The sequence below is a fragment of the Breznakia blatticola genome (genome assembly GCF_004365815.1).
GTDB classification, from domain to species: Bacteria; Bacillota_I; Bacilli_A; order Erysipelotrichales; family Erysipelotrichaceae; genus Breznakia; species Breznakia blatticola.
This window is the reverse complement of sequence record NZ_SODD01000028.1, coordinates 1-24,948: the sequence shown is the minus strand read 5'-3', so window position 1 is coordinate 24,948 and position 24,948 is coordinate 1. Positions and strand designations below refer to the sequence as shown.

Annotated in this window: 27 protein-coding genes, 6 tRNA genes and 1 other annotated feature; of the genes, 11 read left to right on the top strand and 22 right to left on the bottom strand. The window is 33.4% G+C overall.

The window, feature by feature from the left end:
• Position 1: 1 nt before the first annotated feature.
• On the top strand, positions 2-244 hold the full coding sequence (locus EDD63_RS07885) for a hypothetical protein (RefSeq protein ID WP_134170202.1): 243 nt from the start codon (positions 2-4) through the stop codon (positions 242-244).
• Between the two features lie 26 nt (positions 245-270).
• Here the strand turns inward: EDD63_RS07885 and EDD63_RS11575 are convergent, their stop codons facing one another.
• From EDD63_RS11575 to EDD63_RS07820, 14 genes are all read right to left on the bottom strand, one after another.
• The gene (locus EDD63_RS11575; protein ID WP_166667585.1) at positions 271-432 is read right to left on the bottom strand and encodes a hypothetical protein; all 162 of its coding nucleotides are present in this window, start codon (positions 430-432) and stop codon (positions 271-273) included.
• 102 nt (positions 433-534) lie between these two features.
• The gene (gene rimO, locus EDD63_RS07880) at positions 535-1,830 is read right to left on the bottom strand and encodes a 30S ribosomal protein S12 methylthiotransferase RimO (protein ID WP_134170200.1); all 1,296 of its coding nucleotides are present in this window, start codon (positions 1,828-1,830) and stop codon (positions 535-537) included.
• Between the two features lie 133 nt (positions 1,831-1,963).
• On the bottom strand, positions 1,964-3,208 hold the full coding sequence (locus tag EDD63_RS07875) for an ABC transporter permease (protein ID WP_134170198.1): 1,245 nt from the start codon (positions 3,206-3,208) through the stop codon (positions 1,964-1,966).
• A complete protein-coding gene (locus tag EDD63_RS07870; protein ID WP_134170196.1) occupies positions 3,205-4,122 on the bottom strand; it encodes an ABC transporter ATP-binding protein in 918 nt (305 codons plus the stop codon). Before EDD63_RS07870 ends, EDD63_RS07875 begins: the two co-directional genes overlap by 4 nt.
• A 495-nt stretch (positions 4,123-4,617) precedes the next feature.
• Positions 4,618-5,559, bottom strand: a complete 942-nt coding sequence (locus tag EDD63_RS07865) for an RluA family pseudouridine synthase (protein ID WP_134170194.1) — start codon at positions 5,557-5,559, stop codon at positions 4,618-4,620.
• Entirely contained in the window at positions 5,556-6,062 is a 507-nt protein-coding gene (locus EDD63_RS07860) for a phosphatase PAP2 family protein (RefSeq protein ID WP_134170192.1), read from the bottom strand. The genes EDD63_RS07865 and EDD63_RS07860 overlap by 4 nt, the downstream gene beginning before the upstream one ends.
• Positions 6,063-6,084: 22 nt before the next feature.
• Positions 6,085-6,996 (bottom strand): DUF5996 family protein, encoded by a 912-nt coding sequence (locus EDD63_RS07855; protein ID WP_134170189.1) that lies wholly within the window; start codon positions 6,994-6,996, stop codon positions 6,085-6,087.
• Between the two features lie 67 nt (positions 6,997-7,063).
• Positions 7,064-8,329 carry a GTPase HflX gene (gene hflX / locus EDD63_RS07850; protein ID WP_134170187.1) on the bottom strand — a complete coding sequence of 422 codons (1,266 nt, stop codon included), beginning with the start codon at positions 8,327-8,329 and terminating at the stop codon, positions 7,064-7,066.
• Positions 8,326-9,189: an aldose 1-epimerase family protein gene (locus EDD63_RS07845; protein ID WP_134170185.1), complete on the bottom strand. Its 864-nt coding sequence runs from the start codon at positions 9,187-9,189 to the stop codon at positions 8,326-8,328. The genes hflX and EDD63_RS07845 overlap by 4 nt, the downstream gene beginning before the upstream one ends.
• A gap of 198 nt (positions 9,190-9,387) precedes the next feature.
• Positions 9,388-9,945 (bottom strand): thermonuclease family protein, encoded by a 558-nt coding sequence (locus EDD63_RS07840; protein ID WP_134170183.1) that lies wholly within the window; start codon positions 9,943-9,945, stop codon positions 9,388-9,390.
• Positions 9,945-10,535, bottom strand: coding sequence for a TlpA family protein disulfide reductase (locus EDD63_RS07835; RefSeq protein ID WP_134170181.1), 591 nt, complete (start codon positions 10,533-10,535; stop codon positions 9,945-9,947). The genes EDD63_RS07840 and EDD63_RS07835 overlap by 1 nt, the downstream gene beginning before the upstream one ends.
• A 1-nt stretch (position 10,536) precedes the next feature.
• Positions 10,537-11,715 (bottom strand): AI-2E family transporter, encoded by a 1,179-nt coding sequence (locus tag EDD63_RS07830; protein WP_134170179.1) that lies wholly within the window; start codon positions 11,713-11,715, stop codon positions 10,537-10,539.
• A 59-nt stretch (positions 11,716-11,774) separates the two neighbouring features.
• Positions 11,775-12,869 (bottom strand): alanine racemase, encoded by a 1,095-nt coding sequence (alr, locus tag EDD63_RS07825; protein WP_134170177.1) that lies wholly within the window; start codon positions 12,867-12,869, stop codon positions 11,775-11,777.
• A gap of 9 nt (positions 12,870-12,878) precedes the next feature.
• Positions 12,879-13,307 carry a hypothetical protein gene (locus EDD63_RS07820; RefSeq protein ID WP_134170175.1) on the bottom strand — a complete coding sequence of 143 codons (429 nt, stop codon included), beginning with the start codon at positions 13,305-13,307 and terminating at the stop codon, positions 12,879-12,881.
• A gap of 434 nt (positions 13,308-13,741) precedes the next feature.
• On the opposite strand from EDD63_RS07820, the gene EDD63_RS07815 reads away from it, so the two are divergent.
• The 6 genes from EDD63_RS07815 to EDD63_RS07790 all read left to right on the top strand — a co-directional run bounded on the left by EDD63_RS07815 (position 13,742) and on the right by EDD63_RS07790 (position 14,259).
• Positions 13,742-13,817 (top strand) — tRNA-Val (locus EDD63_RS07815).
• Between the two features lie 7 nt (positions 13,818-13,824).
• Positions 13,825-13,901: transfer RNA gene (locus EDD63_RS07810), tRNA-Thr, on the top strand.
• Between the two features lie 9 nt (positions 13,902-13,910).
• Positions 13,911-13,994 (top strand) — tRNA-Tyr (locus EDD63_RS07805).
• A 20-nt stretch (positions 13,995-14,014) separates the two neighbouring features.
• Positions 14,015-14,090: transfer RNA gene (locus tag EDD63_RS07800), tRNA-Gln, on the top strand.
• A 16-nt stretch (positions 14,091-14,106) separates the two neighbouring features.
• A tRNA-Lys gene (locus EDD63_RS07795) sits at positions 14,107-14,182 on the top strand.
• 3 nt (positions 14,183-14,185) lie between these two features.
• Positions 14,186-14,259: transfer RNA gene (locus tag EDD63_RS07790), tRNA-Gly, on the top strand.
• Between the two features lie 103 nt (positions 14,260-14,362).
• On the opposite strand, the gene EDD63_RS07785 is transcribed toward EDD63_RS07790, so the two are convergent.
• The gene (locus EDD63_RS07785) at positions 14,363-15,181 is read right to left on the bottom strand and encodes a hypothetical protein (protein WP_134170173.1); all 819 of its coding nucleotides are present in this window, start codon (positions 15,179-15,181) and stop codon (positions 14,363-14,365) included.
• A gap of 77 nt (positions 15,182-15,258) precedes the next feature.
• On the opposite strand from EDD63_RS07785, the gene EDD63_RS07780 reads away from it, so the two are divergent.
• On the top strand, positions 15,259-15,840 hold the full coding sequence (locus EDD63_RS07780) for a Maf family protein (RefSeq protein WP_134170171.1): 582 nt from the start codon (positions 15,259-15,261) through the stop codon (positions 15,838-15,840).
• A gap of 394 nt (positions 15,841-16,234) precedes the next feature.
• Here EDD63_RS07780 and EDD63_RS07775 read toward each other — a convergent pair whose 3' ends face one another.
• From EDD63_RS07775 to EDD63_RS07750, 6 genes are all read right to left on the bottom strand, one after another.
• Entirely contained in the window at positions 16,235-16,699 is a 465-nt protein-coding gene (locus EDD63_RS07775) for a threonine/serine exporter family protein (protein WP_134170169.1), read from the bottom strand.
• Entirely contained in the window at positions 16,696-17,466 is a 771-nt protein-coding gene (locus EDD63_RS07770) for a threonine/serine exporter family protein (RefSeq protein ID WP_134170167.1), read from the bottom strand. Before EDD63_RS07770 ends, EDD63_RS07775 begins: the two co-directional genes overlap by 4 nt.
• A 100-nt stretch (positions 17,467-17,566) precedes the next feature.
• Positions 17,567-17,842, bottom strand: a complete 276-nt coding sequence (locus tag EDD63_RS07765; RefSeq protein ID WP_134170165.1) for a hypothetical protein — start codon at positions 17,840-17,842, stop codon at positions 17,567-17,569.
• A gap of 66 nt (positions 17,843-17,908) precedes the next feature.
• The gene (locus tag EDD63_RS07760; protein WP_134170163.1) at positions 17,909-18,673 is read right to left on the bottom strand and encodes a substrate-binding periplasmic protein; all 765 of its coding nucleotides are present in this window, start codon (positions 18,671-18,673) and stop codon (positions 17,909-17,911) included.
• A gap of 21 nt (positions 18,674-18,694) precedes the next feature.
• Complete coding sequence (locus EDD63_RS07755) at positions 18,695-19,420, bottom strand: amino acid ABC transporter ATP-binding protein (protein WP_134170161.1); 726 nt, start codon at positions 19,418-19,420, stop codon at positions 18,695-18,697.
• Positions 19,413-20,069, bottom strand: coding sequence for an amino acid ABC transporter permease (locus EDD63_RS07750; RefSeq protein WP_134170160.1), 657 nt, complete (start codon positions 20,067-20,069; stop codon positions 19,413-19,415). The genes EDD63_RS07755 and EDD63_RS07750 overlap by 8 nt, the downstream gene beginning before the upstream one ends.
• A gap of 34 nt (positions 20,070-20,103) precedes the next feature.
• Positions 20,104-20,311, bottom strand: a binding site (T-box leader).
• A 200-nt stretch (positions 20,312-20,511) separates the two neighbouring features.
• On the opposite strand from EDD63_RS07750, the gene EDD63_RS07745 reads away from it, so the two are divergent.
• From EDD63_RS07745 to EDD63_RS07735, 3 genes are all read left to right on the top strand, one after another.
• Positions 20,512-21,279 carry an SDR family NAD(P)-dependent oxidoreductase gene (locus EDD63_RS07745; protein ID WP_134170158.1) on the top strand — a complete coding sequence of 256 codons (768 nt, stop codon included), beginning with the start codon at positions 20,512-20,514 and terminating at the stop codon, positions 21,277-21,279.
• Positions 21,280-21,368: 89 nt separating this feature from the next.
• Entirely contained in the window at positions 21,369-22,256 is an 888-nt protein-coding gene (locus EDD63_RS07740) for a fructose bisphosphate aldolase (protein WP_134170156.1), read from the top strand.
• 87 nt (positions 22,257-22,343) lie between these two features.
• Positions 22,344-23,252 (top strand): magnesium transporter CorA family protein, encoded by a 909-nt coding sequence (locus EDD63_RS07735; protein WP_134170153.1) that lies wholly within the window; start codon positions 22,344-22,346, stop codon positions 23,250-23,252.
• A 49-nt stretch (positions 23,253-23,301) separates the two neighbouring features.
• On the opposite strand, the gene glpK is transcribed toward EDD63_RS07735, so the two are convergent.
• On the bottom strand, positions 23,302-24,786 hold the full coding sequence (glpK, locus tag EDD63_RS07730; RefSeq protein WP_134170151.1) for a glycerol kinase GlpK: 1,485 nt from the start codon (positions 24,784-24,786) through the stop codon (positions 23,302-23,304).
• Between the last annotated feature and the right edge of the window lie 162 nt (positions 24,787-24,948).

The window sequence follows — 24,948 nt, the reverse complement described above, 5'->3', positions numbered from 1 at the left end:
TATGCAATTATTTAAGAAATATATAAAAGTAATTACGATGTGCGATGAACATGGCGCACTAACGCCCATTTATATTATTTGGAACAATGGTTCAAAATATAAAATCGACAAAATATTGGAAGTGCGTAAAGCAGCAAGTAAAGTTGGTGGTTGTGGCATCTTATATCGTTGCCGTATTGGAAAAAGCGAACGAAGTATATTCTATGAAATTAACCGTTGGTTTATTGAAAGCACAAACCCATAAAAAAAGGTCGAAATTATCGACTTTATCTAATCTTTCCAAACAATATACATTGCGACTAAGGAAATAACAATAACCGCAGCAGCTACTGACATCATAAGAAAACCCATTGTTGTATGTGGATTCCCATTTATAATAACAACTAACGCAAGTACGATTAATAACATAAATACATAACTAAGTAATTTCATAATATTTCCTTCTCCATTTTTATTATACATAAAAATGGAGATATAAAAAAGCCTGAGGCATGCATAAAAAAAGGTACAATAAACGAATTGCACCTTTCAAAATTATTGTACATGTTTTCCAATTAAGTCATATGGAAGTGCATCCGTAATTTCTACAGTAACGAAACTTCCAAAAGAAAGCACTTCATCACTTGTGAAAATCACCAAACCATCCACTTCATCTGGCGCATTCATTTTACTGCGTCCTCTATATTTTCCAGTTAATCCTTCTTGTGATTCAACGAGTACTTCTACTCTTTCACCGATAAATGCACGATTATTTTCAAGTGCAATATCTTTTTGTAGGCGCATCAATTGATCAAGCCTTGCTTGTGCTGTGGCATCATCAATTTGATGATCCATATCATATGCTTTTGTATCTTCTTCTGGTGAATATGTAAAAGCTCCCATTCGATCCCAACGCGCATCTTTGACAAACTGACATAGTTCTTCAAAGTCACTATCACTTTCTCCTGGAAAGCCTACAATAAATGTAGTTCTTAGTGTTGGATGTTTCCATGTTTCACGTATTTTCGAAATGGTATTCATTACGGCTTCCTTTGTTCCTCGACGGTTCATTTGCTTTAACAACTCATTGTTAGCGTGTTGCATTGGAATATCAAAATACGGAATCACTTTATCAAGTTGCTTCATCCCATCAATTAATGAATCTTCAATTTCATCTGGATACATATACAGTATTCGAATCCAATGCAATCCATCAATTGTATTTAGTTCTTGAAGCAAATCAAGTAAAGAAAGTTTTCCATATAAATCCAAGCCATACTTTGTAGTATCTTGTGCTATTAAAACCAATTCTTTCACACCTGATTTAGCAAGTGTTTTTGCTTGTTCAACAAGATCAGCTTTTGGATAAGAAACATTTCCACCACGAATTAAAGGAATTGCACAAAATGTACAACAATTGCTACAACCTTCTGCTATTTTCATGTATGCCGTATATGGTTTACTTGAAAGCAAACGTTCATTTTTATTGTAAACTTTTAGTGGTTCACCTAGATGATATTCTAAAATTTCATGTAAATGTGGATATTCTTTAATGGAAACAAAAGCATCAACTTCTGGAATTTCGGCTTCTAATTCATCTTTATATCTTTGTGCAAGACATCCAACAACAATTAGTTTCTTTAAATTTGCCTTTTTGTATTCTGCCATCTCTAAAATAGTATTAATTGCTTCTGTTTTTGCTGATTCGATAAATCCACATGTATTAATGACTATCGCTTCTGCTTCTTTTGGATCATTCACTATTTCATGAACTCCACGAAACATTCCCATAATATTTTCACTATCAACCAAATTTTTGCTACATCCTAATGATATAAATCCTACTTTCATATGTCTACCTTACTTTCCTATGTAATCTTATATGATTATACACGAATAATGTTTACTGGCAACAATTTCTAGATGAAATATTCGTTTATTGTATTAGAAAAGACAAATCAATTTAAGACTTGTCTTTTGTTACTTAATCTTTTTTTCGTAACCACTTTATTGCATGTGATAACTTAATTTGATTTCCATACATTAATGTTCCTCGACGATATATTTTTGCTGCCGCTATACCTACAAGTATTGTCGAGCCAATTAATAGAACCAACGAAATGATAACTTGGTAGAGTGGAACATCAACCACGGCCATTCGTGCAAACATAGCCATTGGAGAACTTAACGGAACCATTGATGCGATTGTAAACATAGCACCATTTGGATCAATCATAATTCCAAAATACACTACAAAGTATATAATCAAGAAAATAAATGTCATTGGAGTTGCACTACTGTTAACATCTTCACTTTTTGAAACCAGCGCTCCAATTGCACCAAAGATAAATGCATAGAAGATAAATCCAAAGATTCCAAACACTGCAAATGAAAGTAGAATTTCAATCGGAATATTTAATATAGAATCTAGTAATCCTCCCCAACTTTCTCTATTTAAAGAATATGATACTACACATACTCCTAACATTAATCCAACCTGTAGAATTGCTGCTAGAACACCTGCAATGACTTTCCCAAAAATTAAAGCATTTGGATTTGCACTTGTGACTAACAATTCCATTGTTCGATTTCCTTTTTCACTTGCTACTGTAGTTGCAACAATATTTCCATATAATACAACTACCATATAAATTAGCATAATGAGCGGAAATGTATAAATCATACTGTTGGTTCCATCGACACCTAAACTAACCGTATTTACATTTACTGTATTTCCATAGTAGATATCCATAACTTGTTTTGCATCAATTCCGGCGTCTTCAAAGGCGTGATTTCGCTTGATTTGCGAGAATAACTCTTGTAGTACATAAGGCGATGAATCTGTTAAACTGTTATTTTTTACATAGTACGTGAAATTTCCATTTGCCTTAACTTCAATTGATGCATCTGCTTTATCATCTTCAACCATGTCTTTTATTGCTTTTACAGAATCCTTATACTCAAATGTAACATTTGGGAGATATAATTTCATTGTATCTTCAGCATTATCTAGAAATTGCGTTGGATCATACACGGCATATACTTTTTTCTCCGTATCTTGATCAACAACAGCTGTTTCTGCGTTTGCATCACCAATACCACCAATTATTGTTGGTATTGAAAAACCAACAATAGCAATAACTACAAAGATCACAGTAGTTATAATGTACGCTTTTGCTTTTACTAAGTTTAAAAATTCCCATTTTAAGATGTGTAAAAACTGTTTCATTCTACATCACCCGCTTTCATCACAAATATATCCGTTAATGTTGGTTTGTAATCCCCAAAAACATCTATATCAATTTCCATATCAATTAGCTTTTTAGCAATATACTTTTTATCATAATTCTCAAGCATCTCAAATATTACATAATCTTTGCGCACTTCAACAATAGTTATACACTCCACCATTTGTTGAGAAAGCATATTGGCTAGTTCTTGTGTTGTCATACCATTAGCATTTAGGATTAGTTTTTGATCTCCGTATTCTTTTTGAATGCTTCGTAACTCGCCTTTAAGCACTACATTTCCTTTGTTTAAAATCACAACATCCTTACAAAACTCTTCAACATATCCCATTTGATGACTTGAAAAGATAACCAATTTCCCATTTTGTATTTCTTCTTCTATCAAATCTTTTAACATTTGTGAATTCACCGGGTCAAGTCCACTAAATGGTTCATCCAAAATAATAATTTGCGGATTATTAATTAGTGTTTGGACAAGTTGTACTTTTTGTTGATTTCCTTTTGAAAGTGTTTCTAATTTTCTGTTTGTATATTCAGATATACCAAGTTTATCAAGTAACTTTGTTGCATTTGCTTTAGCTTCATGTTTACTTATACCTCTAAGTTCACCAAAGTAAATAAGTTGTTCCATTACCTTCTTTTTTGGATACATCCCTCGTTCTTCAGGCATATATCCAATCTTATGCAATTTTGGGTCAAAGGGAGCTCCATCTAAAAGCACTTCTCCGCTATTTGCATGAAAAACTCCCATCAAAATTCGTATAGTTGTTGTTTTTCCTGCACCATTTCTCCCCAACAAACCAAGTGCACTTCCGTCTGTAGCATAAAAACTTACACCATGTAGTACCTCGGTTCCATCAAAACTTTTATGTATATTTTTTATTTCAAGTTTCATTTAAGTTCTCCTCTCGTAATGAAAGTATACCATTATTACAGTCTCCAAAAAAGAAAAAACCTTCGGAGGGCACCAAGGTTGTTTTCTTGCATATTTCTATGCGATTTAATATTACATATTTAGTAACACATGTTTCACTTTTAAGTAAAACGAATCCTATCTTCCATTTTGTGTTACATCCACTATCTTCCTATATAACATCGAAATTCATTAATTTTGAAATTCGATAGATATTAAATTGATTCAGGGAAATGGTATACACCATATTCCCTTTCAATTCGGTAGGATTTAAACCTTACTTGATAGCCGCATGATTGCGGCTATATTTAAAGGCTTAAATGCATTTCCTTTCCTCTTCCCTAATACAAATATACCACATTTTATAAACTTGTCAACATAATTCCTGTATTAATAGTAGGATTTTAATTTAATAAATAATTTATAATTGTTTTTTTCTTATAATAAGATTGATTTCGTATAAGAAAACAAGTAATATTACTTACTTGTTTTATAAAACTTTGTAAACTCGATTTCCTTTATTATAAACTCTTCGTCTGCTAGATATGAAAAAATTCGATCGTTTTGACTGTGGAATATAACTCTTGATGCAGCTAACGCTTGATATGGCATTTTATTAGCTTTGGCTTTGTAGCGGGTGTCACCAACAAGCGGATGCCCTACTGCAGCAAATTGTGCTCTAATTTGATGTGACTTTCCAGTTTCTAAATGAATTTCAACAAGTTGCGCATCTTTATAATTCTCTATCACTTTGTAAGTTAGTCGTACTTGCTTACTTTTTGAAGAAATAGGTGCATCAGTTATTTTAACATTCCCGTGTATATCCTTTTCATGAAAATGCACAAGTTCACCTTGCTTATTAGATAGCTTTCCTTCTACAAGTGCTACATACACCTTGTCAATATCTCGTTGCTTGATTAACAAATTCAAATGCCTTAATGCTGTAGCATTTTTTGCTGCCATAATAATTCCTTGCGTGTTTCGATCCAATCGATGTGCAAGCGCTGGCGTAAAACTTTGTGTCAGAAGTGGATCAAATTCTTTTTTTTCATATAAATAATGTAGTATTCGATTAATTAATGTATCTTTATCTTCTTTAATATCACTATGAACAAGTAACCCAATCGGTTTATCTATAATAAGAATATTATCATCTTCATAAATTATAGAAAGAGTTTTTGGTGCATCTAAAAAGGAATAATCAATAGGATTATCGAAGAATTCTTCGCTGATGTATAGAGTTACTATATCTCCAACATGTAGCTTTGCTTCGGGTATTGCACGTTTCCCATTTACTTTTATCTTCTTATTACGAATGTATTTGTACATTAAACTTTTTGGTAATTTCGGAAGTGTTTTTTGAAGGAACTTATCCAATCGTTGTGATGCGTCGTTTTCAAATATATGTAATTGTCTCATAATATCATCACTGTAATATACGCAATCCCAATTAAAGTACCCACAATAGCTCCGAAAACAACATCTGTAAAATAATGTACACGTAGAAACATTCTAGAAAATGCGATAAGCGATGCAAATATTAAAGAGAAGAAGCCAAATTGCGGATAATAATGCATAATTATCACTGCACATCCAAATCCGTTTGCACTGTGACCAGAAGGAAATGATGAACCATATGGATTTGGAATTGAAATATGAATATCTGGATGATCCTCAAACGGACGATTTCTTCTGAAAATTGCTTTTATAAAGCCATTATTTATTGCATTAATAAAAAGCATTACACCAACTAGTGCAAATGATAGTTCACGTTCACCTCTTATAAATGCGACAATTCCATAGGCGATCCAAATAAAGCAAAAATCCCCAAGACGAGTAATGATACGCATCACGCGTTCACGCCTTGGATTTGTCAATTTATCATTAATAAAATATAAAATACTATCATCTAAAAAATTCATAAAAACCGCCTTATCCTAGACATTATAACGTAAACGATAAAAAAAGGGTAGTTAAAACTCTACCCTCCGTTAACAGTAATCTTATTTTCCCATATGTTACGATCTTGTATGCACTAGTAAAGAAATCAATAACTGCTTGTGCAGGATCATCATAACTAAATGCATCTCGTAACGTTAGAAAGTACTCTGCCTTTTCGTTACTATAATATGCTTTGTTAGGTTGAATTGGTGTTTCTGTCAAATCTTTTGTTATAAATGGATACGGTAAAATGAAGAAAGCTGGTTCATCAACTACATCATCACCTGGCCAAAAACCAAATTCAATCATTTGCTCATCAAATGCAGATTTTTCAATATATCCATTGTATGGAAAAGGCTCTTCTTTCCCACTAAAAAGTACTGTAGACATATCAAATGTCCCCCAGAAAAAACTTGGCAGTATTTTCTTTCCTCTAAACGAAGAAACAAATTTTAATTCTTGTTCATAAGCAAAAGCCATCATCCGATGAAAATCTCTTGCGCAAGTTGCATCATAATGTAAAATTGTATGATTTTTTTCAAATGGAGTAGTGATACTCATTTCCATTGGTGTTGTACAGATATTAGTATGACACATGACGTCTTCTAGCATTTTTTTATACATCTCATAATATTGGGCAACTGACTTTCCACTCTCAAACGAAAAAGAACTTTTTCCACCATTTAAGTTTAGTGCTTCAACTTTTCCATCTTCTAAGCAAATTCTCACTTCAAAACTATTAACTCCATTACTAATCAGTCCTGTCGTGAACCCATCTGCATTAATTTGTAATAACGAATGATTCCACTCTGGTTGTGGCTCAAGCCAAGCTAACTTCGTCTTACCTAACATCTGTGAAAGCTGATGTAGTGTCAATGCTGTATCTTTCCATTCACTATAATTTAAAATTCTCATATCCTTTCCTCTCCTTCTTCTTTAGCTTATTATAAGCGATTTACAAAAGGAAGTTAATTGGATTGCACTAAATGGTTTTTGTTATATATATTTTATATTTATTTGCAACAGTGCTTGGAATACTCGTTTCTAAGAGAATTCCATCTTCACGATTTTCAAGTATTTTGGTCTCATATTGTTCACTTAGCATATGCACGATATTTCCCATTTCATACGGAATGAGCAATTGATAATCATTGTAGTCCTTATATAGTAATTTTGTAATTTCTTTTTTTAAACGCTCAATACCATATCCAGTTTTTGCAGAAATCGCAATTTTCATTGATTCATCATAATTCTCATTTGATTCATCTACTTTGTTATAAACCTCTAAAATTGGCGTATCTTCAACTCCAATAGCTTGCAATGTTTGTAGTGTTACGCGTTTATGATGGTTAATATGTGGACTTGTACTATCAATTACATGCAACAGTAAATCTGCTTCCTTAACTTCTTCCAAAGTAGAACGAAACGCTTTAATTAAATGATGTGGTAAATTATCAACAAATCCAACCGTATCTGTAAGTAAGCACCATTTTTTATCTGCAATTTCTATCCTGCGAACTCTTGTTTGTAGCGTCGCAAAAAGCATATCTTCAACATACACTTTTTTATCACTGTCTTCTTCAAGCAGTGCATTCATAAGTGTACTTTTCCCAACATTTGTATAGCCAACCAAAGCTACAGTTTTCGTATTGGATTTCTTGCGTTTGCTGCGTTGTGTTTGTCTTTCTTGTACGAGTTTCTTTAGCTCTCTTCTATATTTTGCAATTTGAGCCTCTATCACTCGACGATCACTTTCTAATTTCGTTTCTCCACCACCTCTAGAGCGCAATGTGCTACTGCCTCCTTGTCTACTTAATGCTTCATAACTTCCACCTAAACGTGGTAATTCGTATTCAAGTGAGCTAATCATTACTTGCAACTTAGCTTCTTTGGTTTGTGCTCTTCGTGCAAAGATATCTAAAATCAAACGCGTACGGTCCATGATTTCTACATCATTGACTACCTCTTCAATATTTCTAGTTTGGCTTGGTGTTAACTCGTCATTAAAAATGATGCTATCGATTTCGTTATACTCGCAAAACTCTTTGATTTCAATTAATTTCCCTTTCCCTACATATGTTTTCCGATCAGCTGATTCACTATTCTGTTGTATAGAATCTACAACAAAGAACATATTTGCTTCTGCTAGACTTTTTAACTCATCCATCGCATATTCAAAATCATTTGTCTTTTTTTCAGAAACACCTACTAATAGTACCTTGGGTTGAACAGTTGTTTGTTCAATCATGAGAGAACCTCAATAGTATATGATGTGTGAAATGTACTACCTGGTTTCAAGATAATAGTTCCTTCGCGTTTTTCGAACGGAACGTTTGCTTTTTCAAAATCTCCATGAGAATACCAAGGTTCTAAACATACAAAAGGTGCATTTTCACTAGATGTCCATACAGCAAATAGTGGAAACGGCTGGATTGATAAACGAACTGCATGTTTGGGTCCTTTCAAAGTGACATACTGTGATTTCATACCTTTGTAAATCAATGTTGCTGCGTCCATTATTGTTTTATAGCTCAAGGGTAATTCCTTCATTGTTAGTTGTGTTGAATAATGCGGCTTTTCCTTTTTTTGATCAAAATGAACTTGTTCTAGTTGCTCCTCTTGATCAAATACAATAGAATAATCAGAAAATGACTCTCCTTGCTCTAAAGGACAATTAAACCCAGGATGAAGGCCGAATCCAAATGGCATTTCGGTTTCACTGGTATTCGTAATATCGTAAGAAATCTTTACCTTTGCTCCATCAATAGAATATGTAATACGATAGTCAAAATCAAAAGGATACACATCTAACGTATCTTTGTTTGCTACTAATTGAAAAGTGGCTGAGTTTTCATTTGATGATATGCATGTTAATTCAGAGTTTCTAATAAAACCATGATTTTTCATCGCATAGATTCTTCCATCGATTTCATACGTGTTTGTATATGTATTGCCTACTTGTGGAAATAAACTTGGGTTCTTACCTGCCCAAAAAGTATCATCACCTTGCCACAAATATTGAACATTGTTTGACTTTAAGGTCAATGCTGTCATTTCTCCACCTTTTTCAGTTAAATCTAATATAATTTCTTTATTTTCTAATCTCATTTTATTCTCCTCCATATAAAAATTTCGTTCTTTATATTATGCTTATATAAACTTGTACTATCCTTGACAGTTCAACATATCTAACATATCATATACTTGTAAAGTGAAGTTAAATATCCCTTTCCTATCTTCCTACTTCACTTTACACCCTGAGCAAAGTACTATCGGAATAAGCGGTAGGAAAAAGAAAAGCGATTCTTAACGGAATCGCTTTTTACTTTGTCTTTTCATTGCATAACGAAGTAAACTCAATCCCAATGCTACAACTACTGCAAAAATATAGTTTAAATCAAATTTTGAAGTGTTATATTCGGTATCACTCCATATATTTAATCCTTCGTTTTTCGCTTTATCTTGTGCTGTGTATAGTTCTTCGACATATCGATAATCATCATAAATATAGGCTACTTCTGCTAGACCATTTCGTACAATCTGATATTGTAGTAATTCATCATCTACAAAAATCCAAGCAAGTAAACGACCATATTTATCTTCTCTTGCACCATCATATTCCAATTCAATTGTACTTGCATTTATCAAAGAATCACACACAAAATCCGTTGATTCTTTTCCATATGCTTCGATTTCTTTTGTGTATTCTGGTGCATCAATCGCTAAAAATCGAACACTTTTTTTCTTTCCATTCACAATCACAGAAGCTGTATCTCCATCAATACAATGATCAAGTGTAACTTTTTCTCTATTCAGATTTTGGACTGGAAGTAATAAACTCAGTAAAACAAGTATAATTTTCATTATTTAATCTTAGCAAACAATTTTTCATATACTGTTTGTAATTCTTTCTTTTCTGGCTCAGTCATTTTTCTCTCAGTTGCATCATGATCTTCATTTGTTCCCATATGATGACCAACAATTTTACCTTCTTTTACAAAAACAACTTCAGGAACAAAAAGGTTTGGTTCTCCTTCTTCATTCGTTTCTAGTCCATATGCATTATCTAGAATTTTTGTTGCTTTTTCTCTCCATTCAGGATGCGCTTTATTTTCATCATCTTCACGGTCAACATAATACACATTCATATCCTCGCTTTTCGCAACATCATTTAATACTGGTAATACTTCAATACACCAAGGACATGTAGGAAATCCGTAATAAATCACACCAGTAAACTCTTTATTTTCAAGAAATTCGTTTGCTTGATTCATATTCACTTTTAAAAACACATGGTCCTTATCATCAAATGCTTCATAATCACTTACATCAGCTTTCTCACAATCAATTCCACAAACATTTTGAGATTTGTTTTTATTCTCATCTTTTCCACATGCACTTAATCCACTGATCAAAAACCCGAAGCAAAGTAAGATTCCTATTATTTTTTTCATGTTAATCCTCTCCCTTTTCTTCAACTAAATCGTAATTGATTTTCTTTTTCTTCAATCTTGAATTAATGTATTCCACAAATAACTCATAAGCAAGTGCTGTGATAGGAACTGCTAGTAACATTCCTGCTATTCCAAATTTCCCGCCAAGAATAAAAATCGATAACAGTACCCAAATCCCAGGTAATCCAATTGTTTTCCCGACAATTTTTGGATATATTACTTGTCCTTCAAAGTTCGATAATACTTGGAAAATGATGATGAACCATAATGCATTGATTGGATTATATGAGAATATAAGAACAAAGCAAATAAGCATAGCAAATATCGGTCCAAATACAGGTACAATACTACATACTGCAATAATTGTCGCCATTAATTCAGTAAAACGGTAATCTAGAAATTGGAATACGATATAAAACATGACTCCCTTAATAATACAATCAACTAATTGACCTCCAACGAAATTTTTAAAGATCACATTGGCTTTTGAGCCAGTTTCAAATACAAATGTACTAATATTCTTTGGAAAAAGTGCAACTATCACTTTTTTTGTTTGATAAATCAAAGTTTCTTTTCCAGCAAGCAAGTAGATGCTTAAGCAGAATGCTAAGAAATATGAGAAAAATGTATTTGTGAACTCGACTGCATTTTTCACTACACCTTGAGTAATACTTCCAAAGAATGTAATTACATGTTTAAACAGTTCTTGATCCTTGGAAATGTTTTGAATTTCTTTTATATATGGGATATCTTGTAGTTTATATCCTAAATGTAAATCATTTAGAATATCATCAACAGATTTTATCGAGTTATTGACGATTGTACTAAAGTTATTAAAAACGTAAACAACACTTTCAGCTACTCTTGGTAAAATGATAATCATTAGCAACCAAAGAATGACTACTGCAAATAGTAACGTCAAAATAATAGATAAAGGTCGCAAGAACTTCTTTACTATTTTATTGTTTCTAGAAATCTTTGATAATCCATTCTCAATAGCTTTCATTGGAATATTCAAGATAAATGCAATACCAATTGCGATGAAAAACGGATTAAACACTTCAAGCATTGTTAGAACGAAACTTACGATTTCGTTCATTCGCAAGACAATTGCTAAAAGCACAATGATGACAACTGCAACAAACAGTGTGTTTTTATTCTCCTTAAAGTATTGTTTCATTAATGACCTCTCTTCTATAAACCATTATAACTACTTTAGATGTTTAATGCGACTCATTTTCACAAACGTTCATGTACATCTTTAATAATTTCTCCATTTTTTTTATATTTCTTCATAATTCTCGTGTTGAATAAACACAAAACCTCATATGGTGACATTCCTAATTCGTTTGCCATTTTAATTAATGGAATGCATTCCCCAATGATTTCCACCTCAGTCCCCACTGGAAACTCCTTATCTGCACGAATCATCATTTGATCCATACAAACGGACCCAACAATTTCGTATGGATGTCCATCAATACCAACAAAACGTCCGGTATTTTTTCTAAGAAAACCATCACCATATCCAATTGGTAAAGTTAGAATGTACATATCTTTCACTGCTTTGTACGTCGCATCATAACTAACACTCTCACCTGCAGTAATTTTCTTACAATAACTAACTTGAGAATAAAGCGAAAAAGCTGGTTTTAAACCAATTTGAGAATCAACCACATCAATTCCATATAATGCAATGCCAGGGCGAACTGCATTACTACGTGGATCATCATATCCTAAAGTACCTGCTGAATTAGATGTATGAATCCATTTAAAGTCATAGTTTAATGAATCTACGATAGCATAAAACCATTTAACTTGCTTGTCACAAGATGTTTTATCTGTGCTATGAAAATGTGTAAAAATACCTTCTACTTCTATTTTATGTTTTTTTAAGAAACTCATTACATCTTTAACTTCACTTAAGTTCTTCATTCCTATACGATTCATACCCGTGTCAATTTTTAAATGTATTTTCAACTTTGATGCATCAAATGAGGCAACCACTGTTTCTAACCATTCTAATGAGAAAACACTTAATGTTATATCATTATCAATCGCATAATTCACGCAAGAAGCATCTACATAGCCAAGAATCAACAGAGAACCTTTATACCCTTGCAATCGTAATGATTTTGCCTCATCAATTGATGACACACAAATGTAGTCTGCTCCACATTCGAGAAATGTATTCGCTACTTCAATATCACCATGTGAATATGCATCCGCTTTACAAACGCAAAAAACATTCTTATTTGAATGTTTTTTAATAAGATTATAGTTAAATACTAAGTTATCCAAATGAATTACTGCGTATGTCTGACGATATTTCATAAATTACACCTATACTATTTTTGCAGTGTAGTATGCAACATATCCAGAATACGCAATGATAATTATGCGAACTATATTGTATGGATCTGCTGTGAATAAATTTCCAAAGAATTCCGTAAGACTGTATGTAAACAGTTGAAACGAAATAGTTTGCAACATAAATGCATAACGGAAAAACTCAGCTAATCCCAAACAAAGGATAAAACATAGAACAGCTAAAATAGAAAACTTGATATCAATTCCTCTTCCCATGTACTTTATTACATTACCAATTGCTAATGCAGCACCAACATATATAAGTGAGTAATACCAACCATGAAAAACTTGATAAAATGCTGCAATAAGTATTGCACATATTATTGAACAAATAATCCCATAAATCATAGCCACAGGAAATCTTTGCTTATTTCTTAAATTATCTGTGTTAAAAACATTCATATGAACCTCCAAAAATATTTGTTTATAGTATATCACACTAATTCACGCTTGTTTATGAATAACTCGTGAATACCATAATTCATTCATATTTTTTCACAACATATCGAAAAAAGAAAATAGATTTTTTAAATAATTAGAGAAATATCAGGTATTACATTATATAAGGAAAAGAGATTTTAATCATATTTCATAAAAAAATAAGCGATTTGAAATTTTTTAAAATTTTTTTGTATTTTTTTGCTTTTTTTCATTGCCTTTTTGTTTTGTTTCGGTTATTATGAATAGGCGGTAATCAGCAAGGTATGAGCTTACACGGCTGACCCGACAGTGCTTTGAAAAAAGTTGAAAAAGTTGAAAAAAATCTATTGACACTGCAAAGCACAAATGATAACATATAAAAGCACTGTGAACTGCTTAGGCAGATGCAGTAAAATGGAGGTTTAGCTCAGTTGGGAGAGCATCTGCCTTACAAGCAGAGGGTCAGCGGTTCGAGCCCGTTAACCTCCACCATTTTTATGCCGACTTAGCTCAATCTGGTAGAGCAACTGACTTGTAATCAGTAGGTTGTGGGTTCAATTCCTATAGTCGGCACCATTTTTTTATGGAGGGGTAGCGAAGTGGCTAAACGCGGCTGACTGTAACTCAGTTCCTTAGGGTTCGGCAGTTCGAATCTGCCCCCCTCCACCATTATCTTTGGTTTGACTTCTTGGGGTATAGCCAAGCGGTAAGGCACCAGACTTTGACTCTGGCATTGCACTGGTTCGAATCCAGTTACCCCAGCCAATTTTAAATCACTTATGACCCCTTAGCTCAGTTGGTAGAGCATTTGACTTTTAATCAAAGGGTCGGGCGTTCGAATCGCCCAGGGGTCACCATCTGCGGGTGTAGTTTAATGGTAGAACTTCAGCCTTCCAAGCTGACTACGTGAGTTCGATTCTCATCACCCGCTCCATTTAAAGAAACGAGTACCTTGTAATTATACGGGTGCTTTTTTTATGTTCACGAGTCAGCTTTGGATGAAAGTTACACAATTATTATTTTTGCTGAAGTTCGTCTTAACACTTAGGCAAAGATTCTTCTAATAACTTTTTTTCATCCCTGGGCGTCTCTAGATCTCGAATGACCATAGCGCGTAATATATCATCGGAAATTTGATACCACTTTAGTTGTACATGATACCGTGCCTTTTCATACTTAGGATTTTTATTCAAACATCGATTTAAAGGTTGTATAGAAAATGGCCCAATACGAGGACATGTTGTCTTTCTGTTCATCTGTCTAAGAACTTGTTCTTTTATTTCTTTTGTCGTAATCCACCAGTGATCTTCAACGATACCTAGAATTAGTGCATCAACCTTACAAGAGAACTGAGTACCGACAAACATAAAACGATCAAGAATTTTATCAATATTAGAAATCCTGGAGAAAGCGCGATTTATCTCATCTATTTCATGTTGGTATAAAGTTTTATACTCTTCCCCACTTAAACGAACATCACCTTTGCCATTTGTTGTGCCATCTGCAAAGTGATAATGTAAGTAAGCTTCGGTTGCCGAATATGAAACACCAATTGAACGTAAAAATCGTATAAACTCGTATACATTCTCTGTATGTACAGATGTTTTAAATCCCATTTTAACACTAATATATTTCTTAATACCTCTAATTTCAATATAAAAATCTGGCTTCATCTTCTCTTTAATATGATACGCGCAAACAATATCGTCAGCATGTATATCATCATACAACGTTTCAACAAGATCATATAATAGTATTGGTAGATGTTTCACTTTCTTCTTATGAAAAGCGCGAACAAATTCTTTTTCATTTTCTATTCCACTTATTTCTTTTTTAAATGGAGTTTTTCGTTCCATATAACATACCTCCTTAATTTCTTATAGTACATATATTACAAAAATCCTAAAACTACTTTTTATGTTATACTACATATATGAAAATCGTATTAGCAACCACAGCAAAACATAAAAGCGAAATACTTACAAACGCGCATATTTATCACACGTGTCGCAAAGGTGACTTTGCTAAAGTAAAGAACATCGAAAATCCAGAACAGCGCGCAATAGCCAACGCAACAGGCAAAGCTCAGTCAATATATCCAAATAGTGATGAAGTTGTTATCGGTCTAGATACATTTGTTGTTTTTGAAAATCAAATATTTGAAAAACCAAGAAATACTGAAGAAGCTAGAAATCGACTCAGACAGATGTCAGGAAGAACAAATGAAGTCTACACTGGTATTTGCATTATTGATTCAAGATCGCAAACGATTTTAACTGATGTTGCAAAAACTAAGGTTACCTTCTTCCCTATAAGCGACAAAAATATTGATTTGTATATTAAGAGTGAACCAAACTTAATTCACTCCACCGGTTATATTATTGAACATATGCTAAGTTGTTTCATCAAATCCATTGAAGGTGAATACTACAACATTCTAGGTGTACCTTGTGCAAGAATTTACACTATGCTTTCAACTATTGGGTATGAATTTGATGAGTTTAACACAAAATAAAACGGATACATTATTTAATATACCGTCATACTTTATGTTATATAATGCAATATAACTTATTTACATATTATGTTTTTAAGTTTATTATTATACTAATGAGATGTTAAAAATTTCTAATCTTTCTCTTTTGCAACTCATTAGATTGAAACGTTCTTTTGTAACGTTAAAGTAATTGGTAACCATGATTCTATCTCCAACAAATGGTTTATAACCCTTTACTTTACATGAAGTGTAAATGGTATCGCACTTCAAATCGAGTGAATGTAATTTACTTATTCTACTACTTTGCTTAATTACCAAAATATTACTCGATTCAAAAGTTCATAAAAATGTTCCTGTTACAAAAGAACAATTCAATCGCTTATAAAAAAACAAAGAACTTCATTCTTGTCACTTACAAGGTAGAAGTTCTTTTTTGTTCTATTTTACTTTTTCTAATTTTGATTACACGGGAGAAACTTGAAACAAACAACATCCCTAATGCAAGCATACTTGCCTTGATTAGTGTATCAAGTCCGGTACTTAATGCTTCATCTAAACGATTATTAACGACATATAGCATCGTTTCGTACATTCCACCACCAGGAACCAGTGGAATCAATGAACTAATCACAAAAGTCGTTACTGTGGTTTTACGTACACGTGCCATAATTTCTGAATATGTTGCAAATCCTACAGCAGCAAGAAACATAGACGATGCTGAACTAAACTGACCAAATTTACATAGTTCATAAATTAACATACCAATAGCACCACCAATACCACCATATACTAGATTCTCTTTTTTTATATTAAACAACACCCCGAAGAAAAACGAAGAAAGCGCAGCACTAGCGATTTTTACAAGAGATAGAATCATAATACTCCACCTCCAATAAAATTCATCCAGAGGCTTAAAATGAGCCCTGCGCCCACAGCTAACCCGATAGCAATCAATACAGCTTCTATTGCTCTGGTTGCACCTGACATATAATCACCTGATATCCAATCTCTAACTGCGTTGGTGATAGCAACTCCTGGCACAAGTAACATAATTGCCCCACTAATTGTGATATCTCGATGATCAACAAAACCAATATAGGTAAGCAACAAAACCAATATAGTTAGAATTGCTGATAATACAATAATATTTACAATAGAGTTAAGTTTCAGCTTTTCCAACTCCATTCGAATTACTTGTACTACACCACCAACAAGACCTGCAGCGATTCCGTCAAATAGATTTCCTTCAAAAAGAAATGTAAAAAACATTGCAGCAAAACCAGCACTGATAATCTTCCATATATTTTTATATCCTTCAATCATCGACGCACTTCGTAAAGCACTAAGCGCTTGTACTTCATCAAGTTCTTTTATTACGCACTTTCTTGAAATATCGTTGACCAAATGGATACGTTCAAGATCCATAGCATTTTGTTTTATCCTAAGTACCTTTACATAGGTTTCTTCTTCGTATTCAAATGACACAAATAATCCCGTCGGAGTAGCAAACGCATTTGCGTCCTCCGCATTAAATGACTCACAAATACGAGTAACTGTTTCTTCTACTCGATATGTCTCAGCTCCATTTTCCAATAATATTTTTCCAGCTAGCGAACCAGCTTTCAACACGATTTCAGGTCTCATACAAACTCCTTAAAAATTAATATATTCTACACGTTGTAGTGACACATTATCATTATACACATTTTTATGAGCAATGCCTAAAAGAAAAAGCAGAAACACTTTATTCTTTGTGTTCCTGCTTCTTAATGACAGTACGTGCAACTTCAGTTGCAACACATCCTAATCCACTAGCAATAGAAATACCTCCAACTACTGGGTATTTCTTATGCAGTAATGCACCACCTACTACAAGTAGAGCACCTGCCCCAAGTAAACTCGCACGAACAAGTGTATCTTCACTTAATTCAATATTTGCCAACTTACTTTTTGTCTCTTTAGGATTCATATCTAATAATTCTAGATTGTCATAATTTGTTATTTGCTTTTGTTCTTCCATATACTCTACACCCCGTCTCTTTTCTATACTATACCATAGATTTAAGAGCATGTATAAAGTTGTAAACTATTCAAACCACTTTTCGATTAATTTATCTAATGTACCGTTTTCTTTCATTTCATTAATTGCATTATCAAATTTTTCTTTTAATGCAGAATCTTTAGCGAAAATCATTGCATTCCCTGTTAATTCATCTCCGCTTTCCATGTAGAAATAACGTAACCCATCATTTCCTTCCATCAATCCATCAGCAACTGCTTTTTCAACAACCATCGCATCAATTACACCTTTGTTCAACTCTTGAACTAAAGAAGCATAACTTTTTAATTTCTTAAATGATAGATCATACGAATCTTCCATACCTTCCATGATTAATTGTTGAACTGTCCCAATTTGAATTCCAATTGATTTTCCTTTAATATCTTCTTCTGTTTGAATTGAACTGTCTTCTTTTACTAGAACAACATTTTTCATATCATCAGATGTGTAATATAACTCGGAGAAATCTACTTTCTTTGCACGTTCAGCATTTGGTGTAATACCAGCAATTGCTACATCTCCTTTTCCTTGACGTACCATTTCTGGAATTGCATCGAAGTCAACATTTTTCCATTCAATATCGACTTTCATAATTTTTGCAGCTTCAGTCATCACATCAATATCGAATCCATAAAGATCTCCATTTTCATCAGTCATTTCATATGGCGGGTAACCTGCGTTTGTTAAGACTGTCAATTTGTCTTTGTCAGCTCCATCTTTTGTATCACCAGAACCACCACAACCACTTACAAGTAAACCAATAACTAAAAATAATCCTAATACCTTTTTCATCATCTTTCCTCCCAATTTAATTTAAATCATATTTGCTAAGAATTCCTGTGCTCTCTCTGTTTTTGGATGCTCAAAGAATTCCTTTGCTGGTGAATGTTCTACAATCTTTCCTTTATCCATGTAGATAACTTCATCAGCTACTTCTTTAGCAAAGTTCATTTCATGTGTAACGACAATCATCGTCATTCCTTTATGCGATAAACTTTGTAACACTTTTAATACTTCGCTTGTCATTTCTGGGTCAAGTGCACTTGTTGGTTCATCAAACAACAATACCTCTGGGTCCATTGCTAATGCACGAGCAATTGCACAACGTTGTTTTTCCCCACCACTCATTTGATGTGGATATGAATCGTAGCGATGTCCAAGTCCAACTTGTTGCAACAATTCTTTTCCTTTTTTTTCCGCATCTTCTTTGCTCATTTTCCTAACTTTTCGAAGTGCAAACGTAACGTTATCAAGGGCATTCATATGTTCAAATAAATTAAAGTTTTGAAACACCATTCCCATTTTCGTACGAACTTCTTCTAAATTTGTTTTTGGATCATTTACTTTGACTCCATCTAATTCAATACTTCCGGTTGTTGGCACTTCCAACATATTTAAACAACGAATAAATGTACTCTTACCTCCACCACTAGATCCAATAATCGCATAGGTTTTTCCATCTTCAAATGTGAAATTTACATCAAATAGAACTTTCACTTGTTCGTTGTATTCTTTATATAAATGCTCTACTTTAAGCATACGATAACTTCCTTTCTATAAATCGACCAATTTGTGACAGGATTACATTTAAAATATAATATGCAATGAATATCACTAATAATGGTTCAAATGTAGAATATGTTGATGCAGATACATTATTGTATCGATACATCATATCTGCAACTCCAATGACTGAAACAATTGAAGTTTCTTTTGTTAGTGTAATAAACTCATTCATAACTGCTGGTAAAACATTCCGTAATGCAAGTGGGAAAATAATATGTCTAGCAATATCACTTTTACTTACACCAAGCGCTCTAGCAGCTTCAATCTGTCCACGATCAATCCCTTCAACTCCAGCACGTAAGATTTCACTTAAGTATGCTCCTGAGTTAATAGAGAATACAATAATACAACTCAATACTTCAGGCGGATTAAATCCTGGGAATAATCCAGGCAATCCTAGGTAGAAAAAGATCAATTGTACATATACTGGAGTACCACGAATCAAATCGATATATCCATTTACAATTGTTTTGAGCACTTTATTTCTGCCTCTAAGAAATACTGCAAGAAGTCCAATCAAAAACCCAAAGACTGCCGACACAAATGAAATAAACAAAACCATCGGTAATCCACTAAGGATTAATGGACCATACTGTTCAATAATACTAATATCAAAATTCATAACGTTCCTCCAATAAAAATAAAAACGTCCTCATCTAAAGGACGTTAAAACGCGGTACCACCTTATTTCCAATATCGATTATATTGGCTCTCACTTATAACGCTAAGCTTGCGCATACCCCTCCATTACTATCGAAGTATGAGTTCATAGTCACGTTCTGAAATTCTCTCTTCTGATTTTTCACCAACCAATCAGTCTCTAAAAAGTTCGAATAACATACTACTCCTAATCATTACTTTTGTATAATATACAATCACTATTGAAATAATGCAAGTGTTTTTCATTGAAATTTACAACATCTTGAAACAAAATGACTTTACATATCCGCTACACAAAGTTACCCAAAACTAATTTTACAGGCATAACGTTTGTATAGTTATGATTTAGCGTGTTTAATATAAGTGAACAAGTTGCTTACATGCAACAGTAAGGAGGACTTAATATGTTTGAATTAAACGGAAAAGTAGCAGTTGTTACTGGAGCTAGTAGTGGCTTAGGTAAAGATGCTGCCCTAGCATATGCGAAAGCAGGTGCAAACTTAGTATTACTTGCGAGAAGAAAAGAAAAATTAGATGAAGTCGCTAAAGAAGCAAAAGCGCTCGGAGTGGATGCAGTCACATACCAAGTAGATGTTACTAATGAAGATATGGTAAAAGAAGCTATTGAACAGGCTGCAAAACATTACGGACACTTAGACATCCTATTAAATAATGCAGGAGTTGCAGTTCGTGGTGGAGTTGATTCTTTAAGCGTAGAAGATTGGGATAAAAGTATGGATGTAAACGTAAAAGGTATTTTCCTAGTTAGTAAATACGTTGTTAAAGAAATGATGAAGCAACAATATGGAAAAATCGTAAATATCGCATCAATCAATGCAGTGATTGCCGATAAATCCGATACATTTATTCGTCATGGATATAATGCAAGTAAGGCTGCAGTCCTTGGACTAACAAAAGGTATGGCTGCAAGTTATGGAAAATATAATATTACTGTAAATGCCATCGGTCCTGGTTTATTTGAAAGTGAAATGACCGAAAACACATTATTCAAATCAGATGAATTCTTAACAATGTATAATTCATTAAACCCAATGAATCGTCCTGGTAAACGTGGTGAGCTAAATGGAACTATCTTATATTTCTCTAGTGATGCCTCAAGTTATGTAACCGGACAATTTGTAATTGTTGATGGTGGAATGAACATCGTTTAACCCAAAAGAGCGTATCGCTCTTTTTTCAATCGTCTCAATTTCATAAATTAATCATAGTGTTATAATCACAATTGAAGGAGGTACTATTTATGAACCAAGTACAATTCGATCGTATGGAGCACGAAAAAGGCTTTATCGCTGCTCTTGACCAATCTGGAGGAAGTACTCCAAAAGCATTAAAAGCATACGGAATATCGCAAGATGCATTTCACAATGATGATGAAATGTTTGCCCTAGTACACGAAATGCGTACAAGAATTATTACATCACCATCATTTAATTCTAGCAAAATTCTTGGAGCCATCTTATTCGAAAACACGATGGACCGAAAAATTGATGATCGCTTTACAGCAGATTATCTTTGGGAAGTGAAAGGAATCATCCCTTTCTTAAAAGTTGACCAAGGATTACAAGAAGAAAAGAACGGCGTACAATTGATGAAACCAATTGTAGGAATCGATGACTTGTTGACGCGTGCAAAAGAACGTCATATCTTTGGTACAAAAATGCGTTCGGTTATTAAAGCGGCAAATAAAGAAGGTATTGAAGAAATTGTGAAACAACAATTTGAATACGGATTAAAAATCATCAGTTATGGTTTGGTTCCTATTTTAGAACCTGAAGTTGATATTCACATTCCTGACAAACAAGAAGCAGAAGCAATGCTCAAAGAATCAATCATGAAACACTTAGAAGCATTAGATCCAAAAGATAAAGTTATATTTAAACTATCGATTCCAACTGTTGATAATTTCTACGAAGACTTGATGCATGAACTTCACGTTGTACGTGTTGTTGCCTTGTCTGGTGGATATTCTCGCGAAGAAGCAAATGAACGTCTTGCTAGAAACCATGGACTAATCGCAAGTTTCTCAAGAGCATTAAGCGAAGGTCTAAATGCAAACCAAAGCAATCAAGAATTTGATAATATGCTTAAAAATGCAATTGACTCTATCTATCAAGCATCAATTACATAAATACTACAAAACGAGCAATGCTCGTTTTTTTAGTATTTCCTTGAAAACATGGTAGAATAGTACATGGACATGAAAGGAAGTGATTAGATGAATGAAGTAACTGAAAAAGCAAAATTCAGACCTTGGATTGAACGTCATCTTAATGATCAGGAGGAAAGTATTCGATTACAGAAAGAATATGATATACCTGAAGAATTTTTAACTTATTCTATGGATAAGGACGAAAGTGCACGTATTGACTACGATGAGGATACGAATACACTTCTTATCATCTTTGACGTACCCTTTCGTGATGAACAAAAAACATCAATTTATTCTTCCGGACCAATGAGCTTTATTATAAAAAGCAGTGTTATTGTAACTAGTTTTTCAAATGAACATATGCGCAATGCATTTAGTGATCGTTTTCGTAATACCTTAGACCCTCAACTAAAAACGCGTTTTGTCTTGTTATGGTTACTGGAAATTACATCACAATACCTAAATGACTTACGTGTTTTAAATAAAATGCGTGTAAAAATTGAGCAATCTTTAGGTACTACGCCAAAGAATAAAGATTTGATGGAATTGATGCGTATTGAACGTAGTTTGATTTTCTTTATTATGTCATTAAAATCAAATTTTATTGTTATTAGTAAAATTCAAAGCGGACGATACTTAACGTTATATGAAGAAGATGATGAAATCTTAGATGACTTAACAGTTGAAATTGAGCAAGGAATCGATATGGCAACAATTTCTAACCGTATTTTGAATGAGATGACTGACTCATATTCTGCAATCATCTCCAACTCGATGAACTCAGTAATGAAGTTCTTGACAATTTATTCTTTGATTCTTACGATACCAACAATCATCTTTAGTTTCTATGGTATGAATGTTCCCCTACCATTTGATGACAACGGAGAACTCAGTTGGGTAATAATAACCGTATTAGCATTTCTATTATCAGGAATTGCTGCATATATGTTTAATCGTATTGACCGCTTTAAATAGCAAACAAGCCAAGCAATGTATAACAAATACAAATGCGTTGGCTTGTTTTTTATTTGAATAATATGGTTGCAGCAACTGCTTTCTTCCATTTTCGATATAACTGATTGCGATTTATTTCAGACATCTTTCCACGATAGCTTTTCTTTACTTGTCGATATTGTAAAATTTCTTGTTGATTCTTCCAAAAACCAGTAGCAAGTCCTGCTAAATATGCAACACCTAATGCTGTAGTTTCTCCAATATGAGCAACATCGATATCTGTATTTGTGATATCCGCTTGAAATTGCATGAGCAATTCGTTTTCACTTGCTCCCCCATCGACACGAAGTCTATGTATTTCCTGCTTACTTTCTTCAGCAATTACCTCTAACACATCTCGTGTTTGATAAGCAATACTATCCAGTGTAGCACGTGCTATTTCAGCTTTTCCTGCTCCACGAGTTAAGCCAAAGATTGTACCTTTTGCTTCATTATCCCAGTATGGTGAACCAAGTCCCACAAATGCTGGTACAAAAAATACTCCATGATCTTCTTTTGCCTGCTTAGCAAGACTTTCACTTTCTACTGATGTAGTTATAATCTGCAGTGAATCGCGTAACCACTGTACTGCACTTCCACCAACAAAGATACTCCCTTCAATTGCATAGTCTACTACACCATCTATTGACCATGCAATTGTTGTAAGTAGTCCATTTTGCGACAAATATGGTTTATCTTTAATATTCATAAGTAAGAAACATCCTGTTCCATATGTATTTTTAACAATTCCCGGTTCGAAACAACCATGTCCAAACATACTTGCCTGTTGATCACCAGCTATGGCACAAATTGGTATCTCATAGTGAAAGAAGACGTTTGGATTTGTTTTGGCAAACAAATAACTACTATCACATACTTCAGGTAATAATTGCATATCAATACCAAAGGTTTCACAAAGCTGTTTGTCCCAACACAAATCAAAGATATTATATAGCATCGTCCGTGATGCATTGGATACATCTGTTTTATGTTCACCTGTAAGTTTCCACAAAATCCATGAATCAATTGTACCAAATCGTAAGTTACTTATTTCTAGTTTTTTTGAAGACTTTTTTACGTGATCTAAAATCCACCGTATTTTACTAGCACTAAAATACGGATTAATTGGTAATCCAGTTTTTGATTTTACGAGTTCTTCATATCCATTTTTCTTCCAAGTTTCACAGATATCGTTTGTTTGCATTGATTGCCACACAATTGCACGATAAATTGGCAGTCCAGTTGTTACATCCCATATGAGTGTTGTTTCTCTTTGGTTGGTAATCCCAATACTTTCAATATCAGCTAAGTCAATATGTTGATTCACCATCAAATTAGCAATTACCGTTTGTAAAGTTTGCCAAATTTCTTTTCCATCCTGTTCCACCCATCCATTATACGGAAAGAACTGTGTAAACTCCTTTTGTTCTTTTGCAATGATGTTGCTCGACTTATCGAATACAATTGCACGAATACTCGTTGTCCCTAAATCCAGGGCTAATATATATTTTTTCATAGTTTTATTTTACCATAATAAGTAGACAAAGAAACATGAATGAGTATAATGAAACCATGAGAAAAAGTTGGCTTAATTCAACCGATGCGCACCTAACTTAGATTGTTACATGTATGATGATACATTGAAATGTAAGATTACCATATAAAAATAAGGAAGGTA

Excerpts from the sequence above, each read along its gene's own strand:
- EDD63_RS07885 (WP_134170202.1), top strand. The coding sequence starts at position 2 with ATGCAATTATTTAAGAAATATATAAAAGTAATTACGATGTGCGATGAA.
- EDD63_RS07760 (WP_134170163.1), bottom strand. The coding sequence starts at position 18,673 with ATGAAAAAGGTATTAGGATTATTTTTAGTTATTGGTTTACTTGTAAGT.
- EDD63_RS07845 (WP_134170185.1), bottom strand. The coding sequence starts at position 9,189 with ATGAGATTAGAAAATAAAGAAATTATATTAGATTTAACTGAAAAAGGT.
- rimO (WP_134170200.1), bottom strand. The coding sequence starts at position 1,830 with ATGAAAGTAGGATTTATATCATTAGGATGTAGCAAAAATTTGGTTGAT.
- EDD63_RS07830 (WP_134170179.1), bottom strand. The coding sequence starts at position 11,715 with ATGAAACAATACTTTAAGGAGAATAAAAACACACTGTTTGTTGCAGTT.
- glpK (WP_134170151.1), bottom strand. The coding sequence starts at position 24,786 with ATGAAAAAATATATATTAGCCCTGGATTTAGGGACAACGAGTATTCGT.
- EDD63_RS07770 (WP_134170167.1), bottom strand. The coding sequence starts at position 17,466 with ATGAGACCTGAAATCGTGTTGAAAGCTGGTTCGCTAGCTGGAAAAATA.
- EDD63_RS07775 (WP_134170169.1), bottom strand. The coding sequence starts at position 16,699 with ATGATTCTATCTCTTGTAAAAATCGCTAGTGCTGCGCTTTCTTCGTTT.
- EDD63_RS07835 (WP_134170181.1), bottom strand. The coding sequence starts at position 10,535 with ATGAAAAAAATAATAGGAATCTTACTTTGCTTCGGGTTTTTGATCAGT.
- EDD63_RS07875 (WP_134170198.1), bottom strand. The coding sequence starts at position 3,208 with ATGAAACAGTTTTTACACATCTTAAAATGGGAATTTTTAAACTTAGTA.
- EDD63_RS07755 (WP_134170161.1), bottom strand. The coding sequence starts at position 19,420 with ATGCTTAAAGTAGAGCATTTATATAAAGAATACAACGAACAAGTGAAA.
- EDD63_RS07780 (WP_134170171.1), top strand. The coding sequence starts at position 15,259 with ATGAAAATCGTATTAGCAACCACAGCAAAACATAAAAGCGAAATACTT.
- hflX (WP_134170187.1), bottom strand. The coding sequence starts at position 8,329 with ATGATTGAACAAACAACTGTTCAACCCAAGGTACTATTAGTAGGTGTT.
- EDD63_RS07765 (WP_134170165.1), bottom strand. The coding sequence starts at position 17,842 with ATGGAAGAACAAAAGCAAATAACAAATTATGACAATCTAGAATTATTA.
- alr (WP_134170177.1), bottom strand. The coding sequence starts at position 12,869 with ATGAAATATCGTCAGACATACGCAGTAATTCATTTGGATAACTTAGTA.
- EDD63_RS07855 (WP_134170189.1), bottom strand. The coding sequence starts at position 6,996 with ATGAGAATTTTAAATTATAGTGAATGGAAAGATACAGCATTGACACTA.
- EDD63_RS07865 (WP_134170194.1), bottom strand. The coding sequence starts at position 5,559 with ATGAGACAATTACATATATTTGAAAACGACGCATCACAACGATTGGAT.
- EDD63_RS07735 (WP_134170153.1), top strand. The coding sequence starts at position 22,344 with ATGAATGAAGTAACTGAAAAAGCAAAATTCAGACCTTGGATTGAACGT.
- EDD63_RS07840 (WP_134170183.1), bottom strand. The coding sequence starts at position 9,945 with ATGAAAATTATACTTGTTTTACTGAGTTTATTACTTCCAGTCCAAAAT.
- EDD63_RS07860 (WP_134170192.1), bottom strand. The coding sequence starts at position 6,062 with ATGAATTTTTTAGATGATAGTATTTTATATTTTATTAATGATAAATTG.
- EDD63_RS07740 (WP_134170156.1), top strand. The coding sequence starts at position 21,369 with ATGAACCAAGTACAATTCGATCGTATGGAGCACGAAAAAGGCTTTATC.
- EDD63_RS11575 (WP_166667585.1), bottom strand. The coding sequence starts at position 432 with ATGAAATTACTTAGTTATGTATTTATGTTATTAATCGTACTTGCGTTA.
- EDD63_RS07820 (WP_134170175.1), bottom strand. The coding sequence starts at position 13,307 with ATGAATGTTTTTAACACAGATAATTTAAGAAATAAGCAAAGATTTCCT.
- EDD63_RS07750 (WP_134170160.1), bottom strand. The coding sequence starts at position 20,069 with ATGAATTTTGATATTAGTATTATTGAACAGTATGGTCCATTAATCCTT.
- EDD63_RS07870 (WP_134170196.1), bottom strand. The coding sequence starts at position 4,122 with ATGAAACTTGAAATAAAAAATATACATAAAAGTTTTGATGGAACCGAG.
- EDD63_RS07745 (WP_134170158.1), top strand. The coding sequence starts at position 20,512 with ATGTTTGAATTAAACGGAAAAGTAGCAGTTGTTACTGGAGCTAGTAGT.
- EDD63_RS07785 (WP_134170173.1), bottom strand. The coding sequence starts at position 15,181 with ATGGAACGAAAAACTCCATTTAAAAAAGAAATAAGTGGAATAGAAAAT.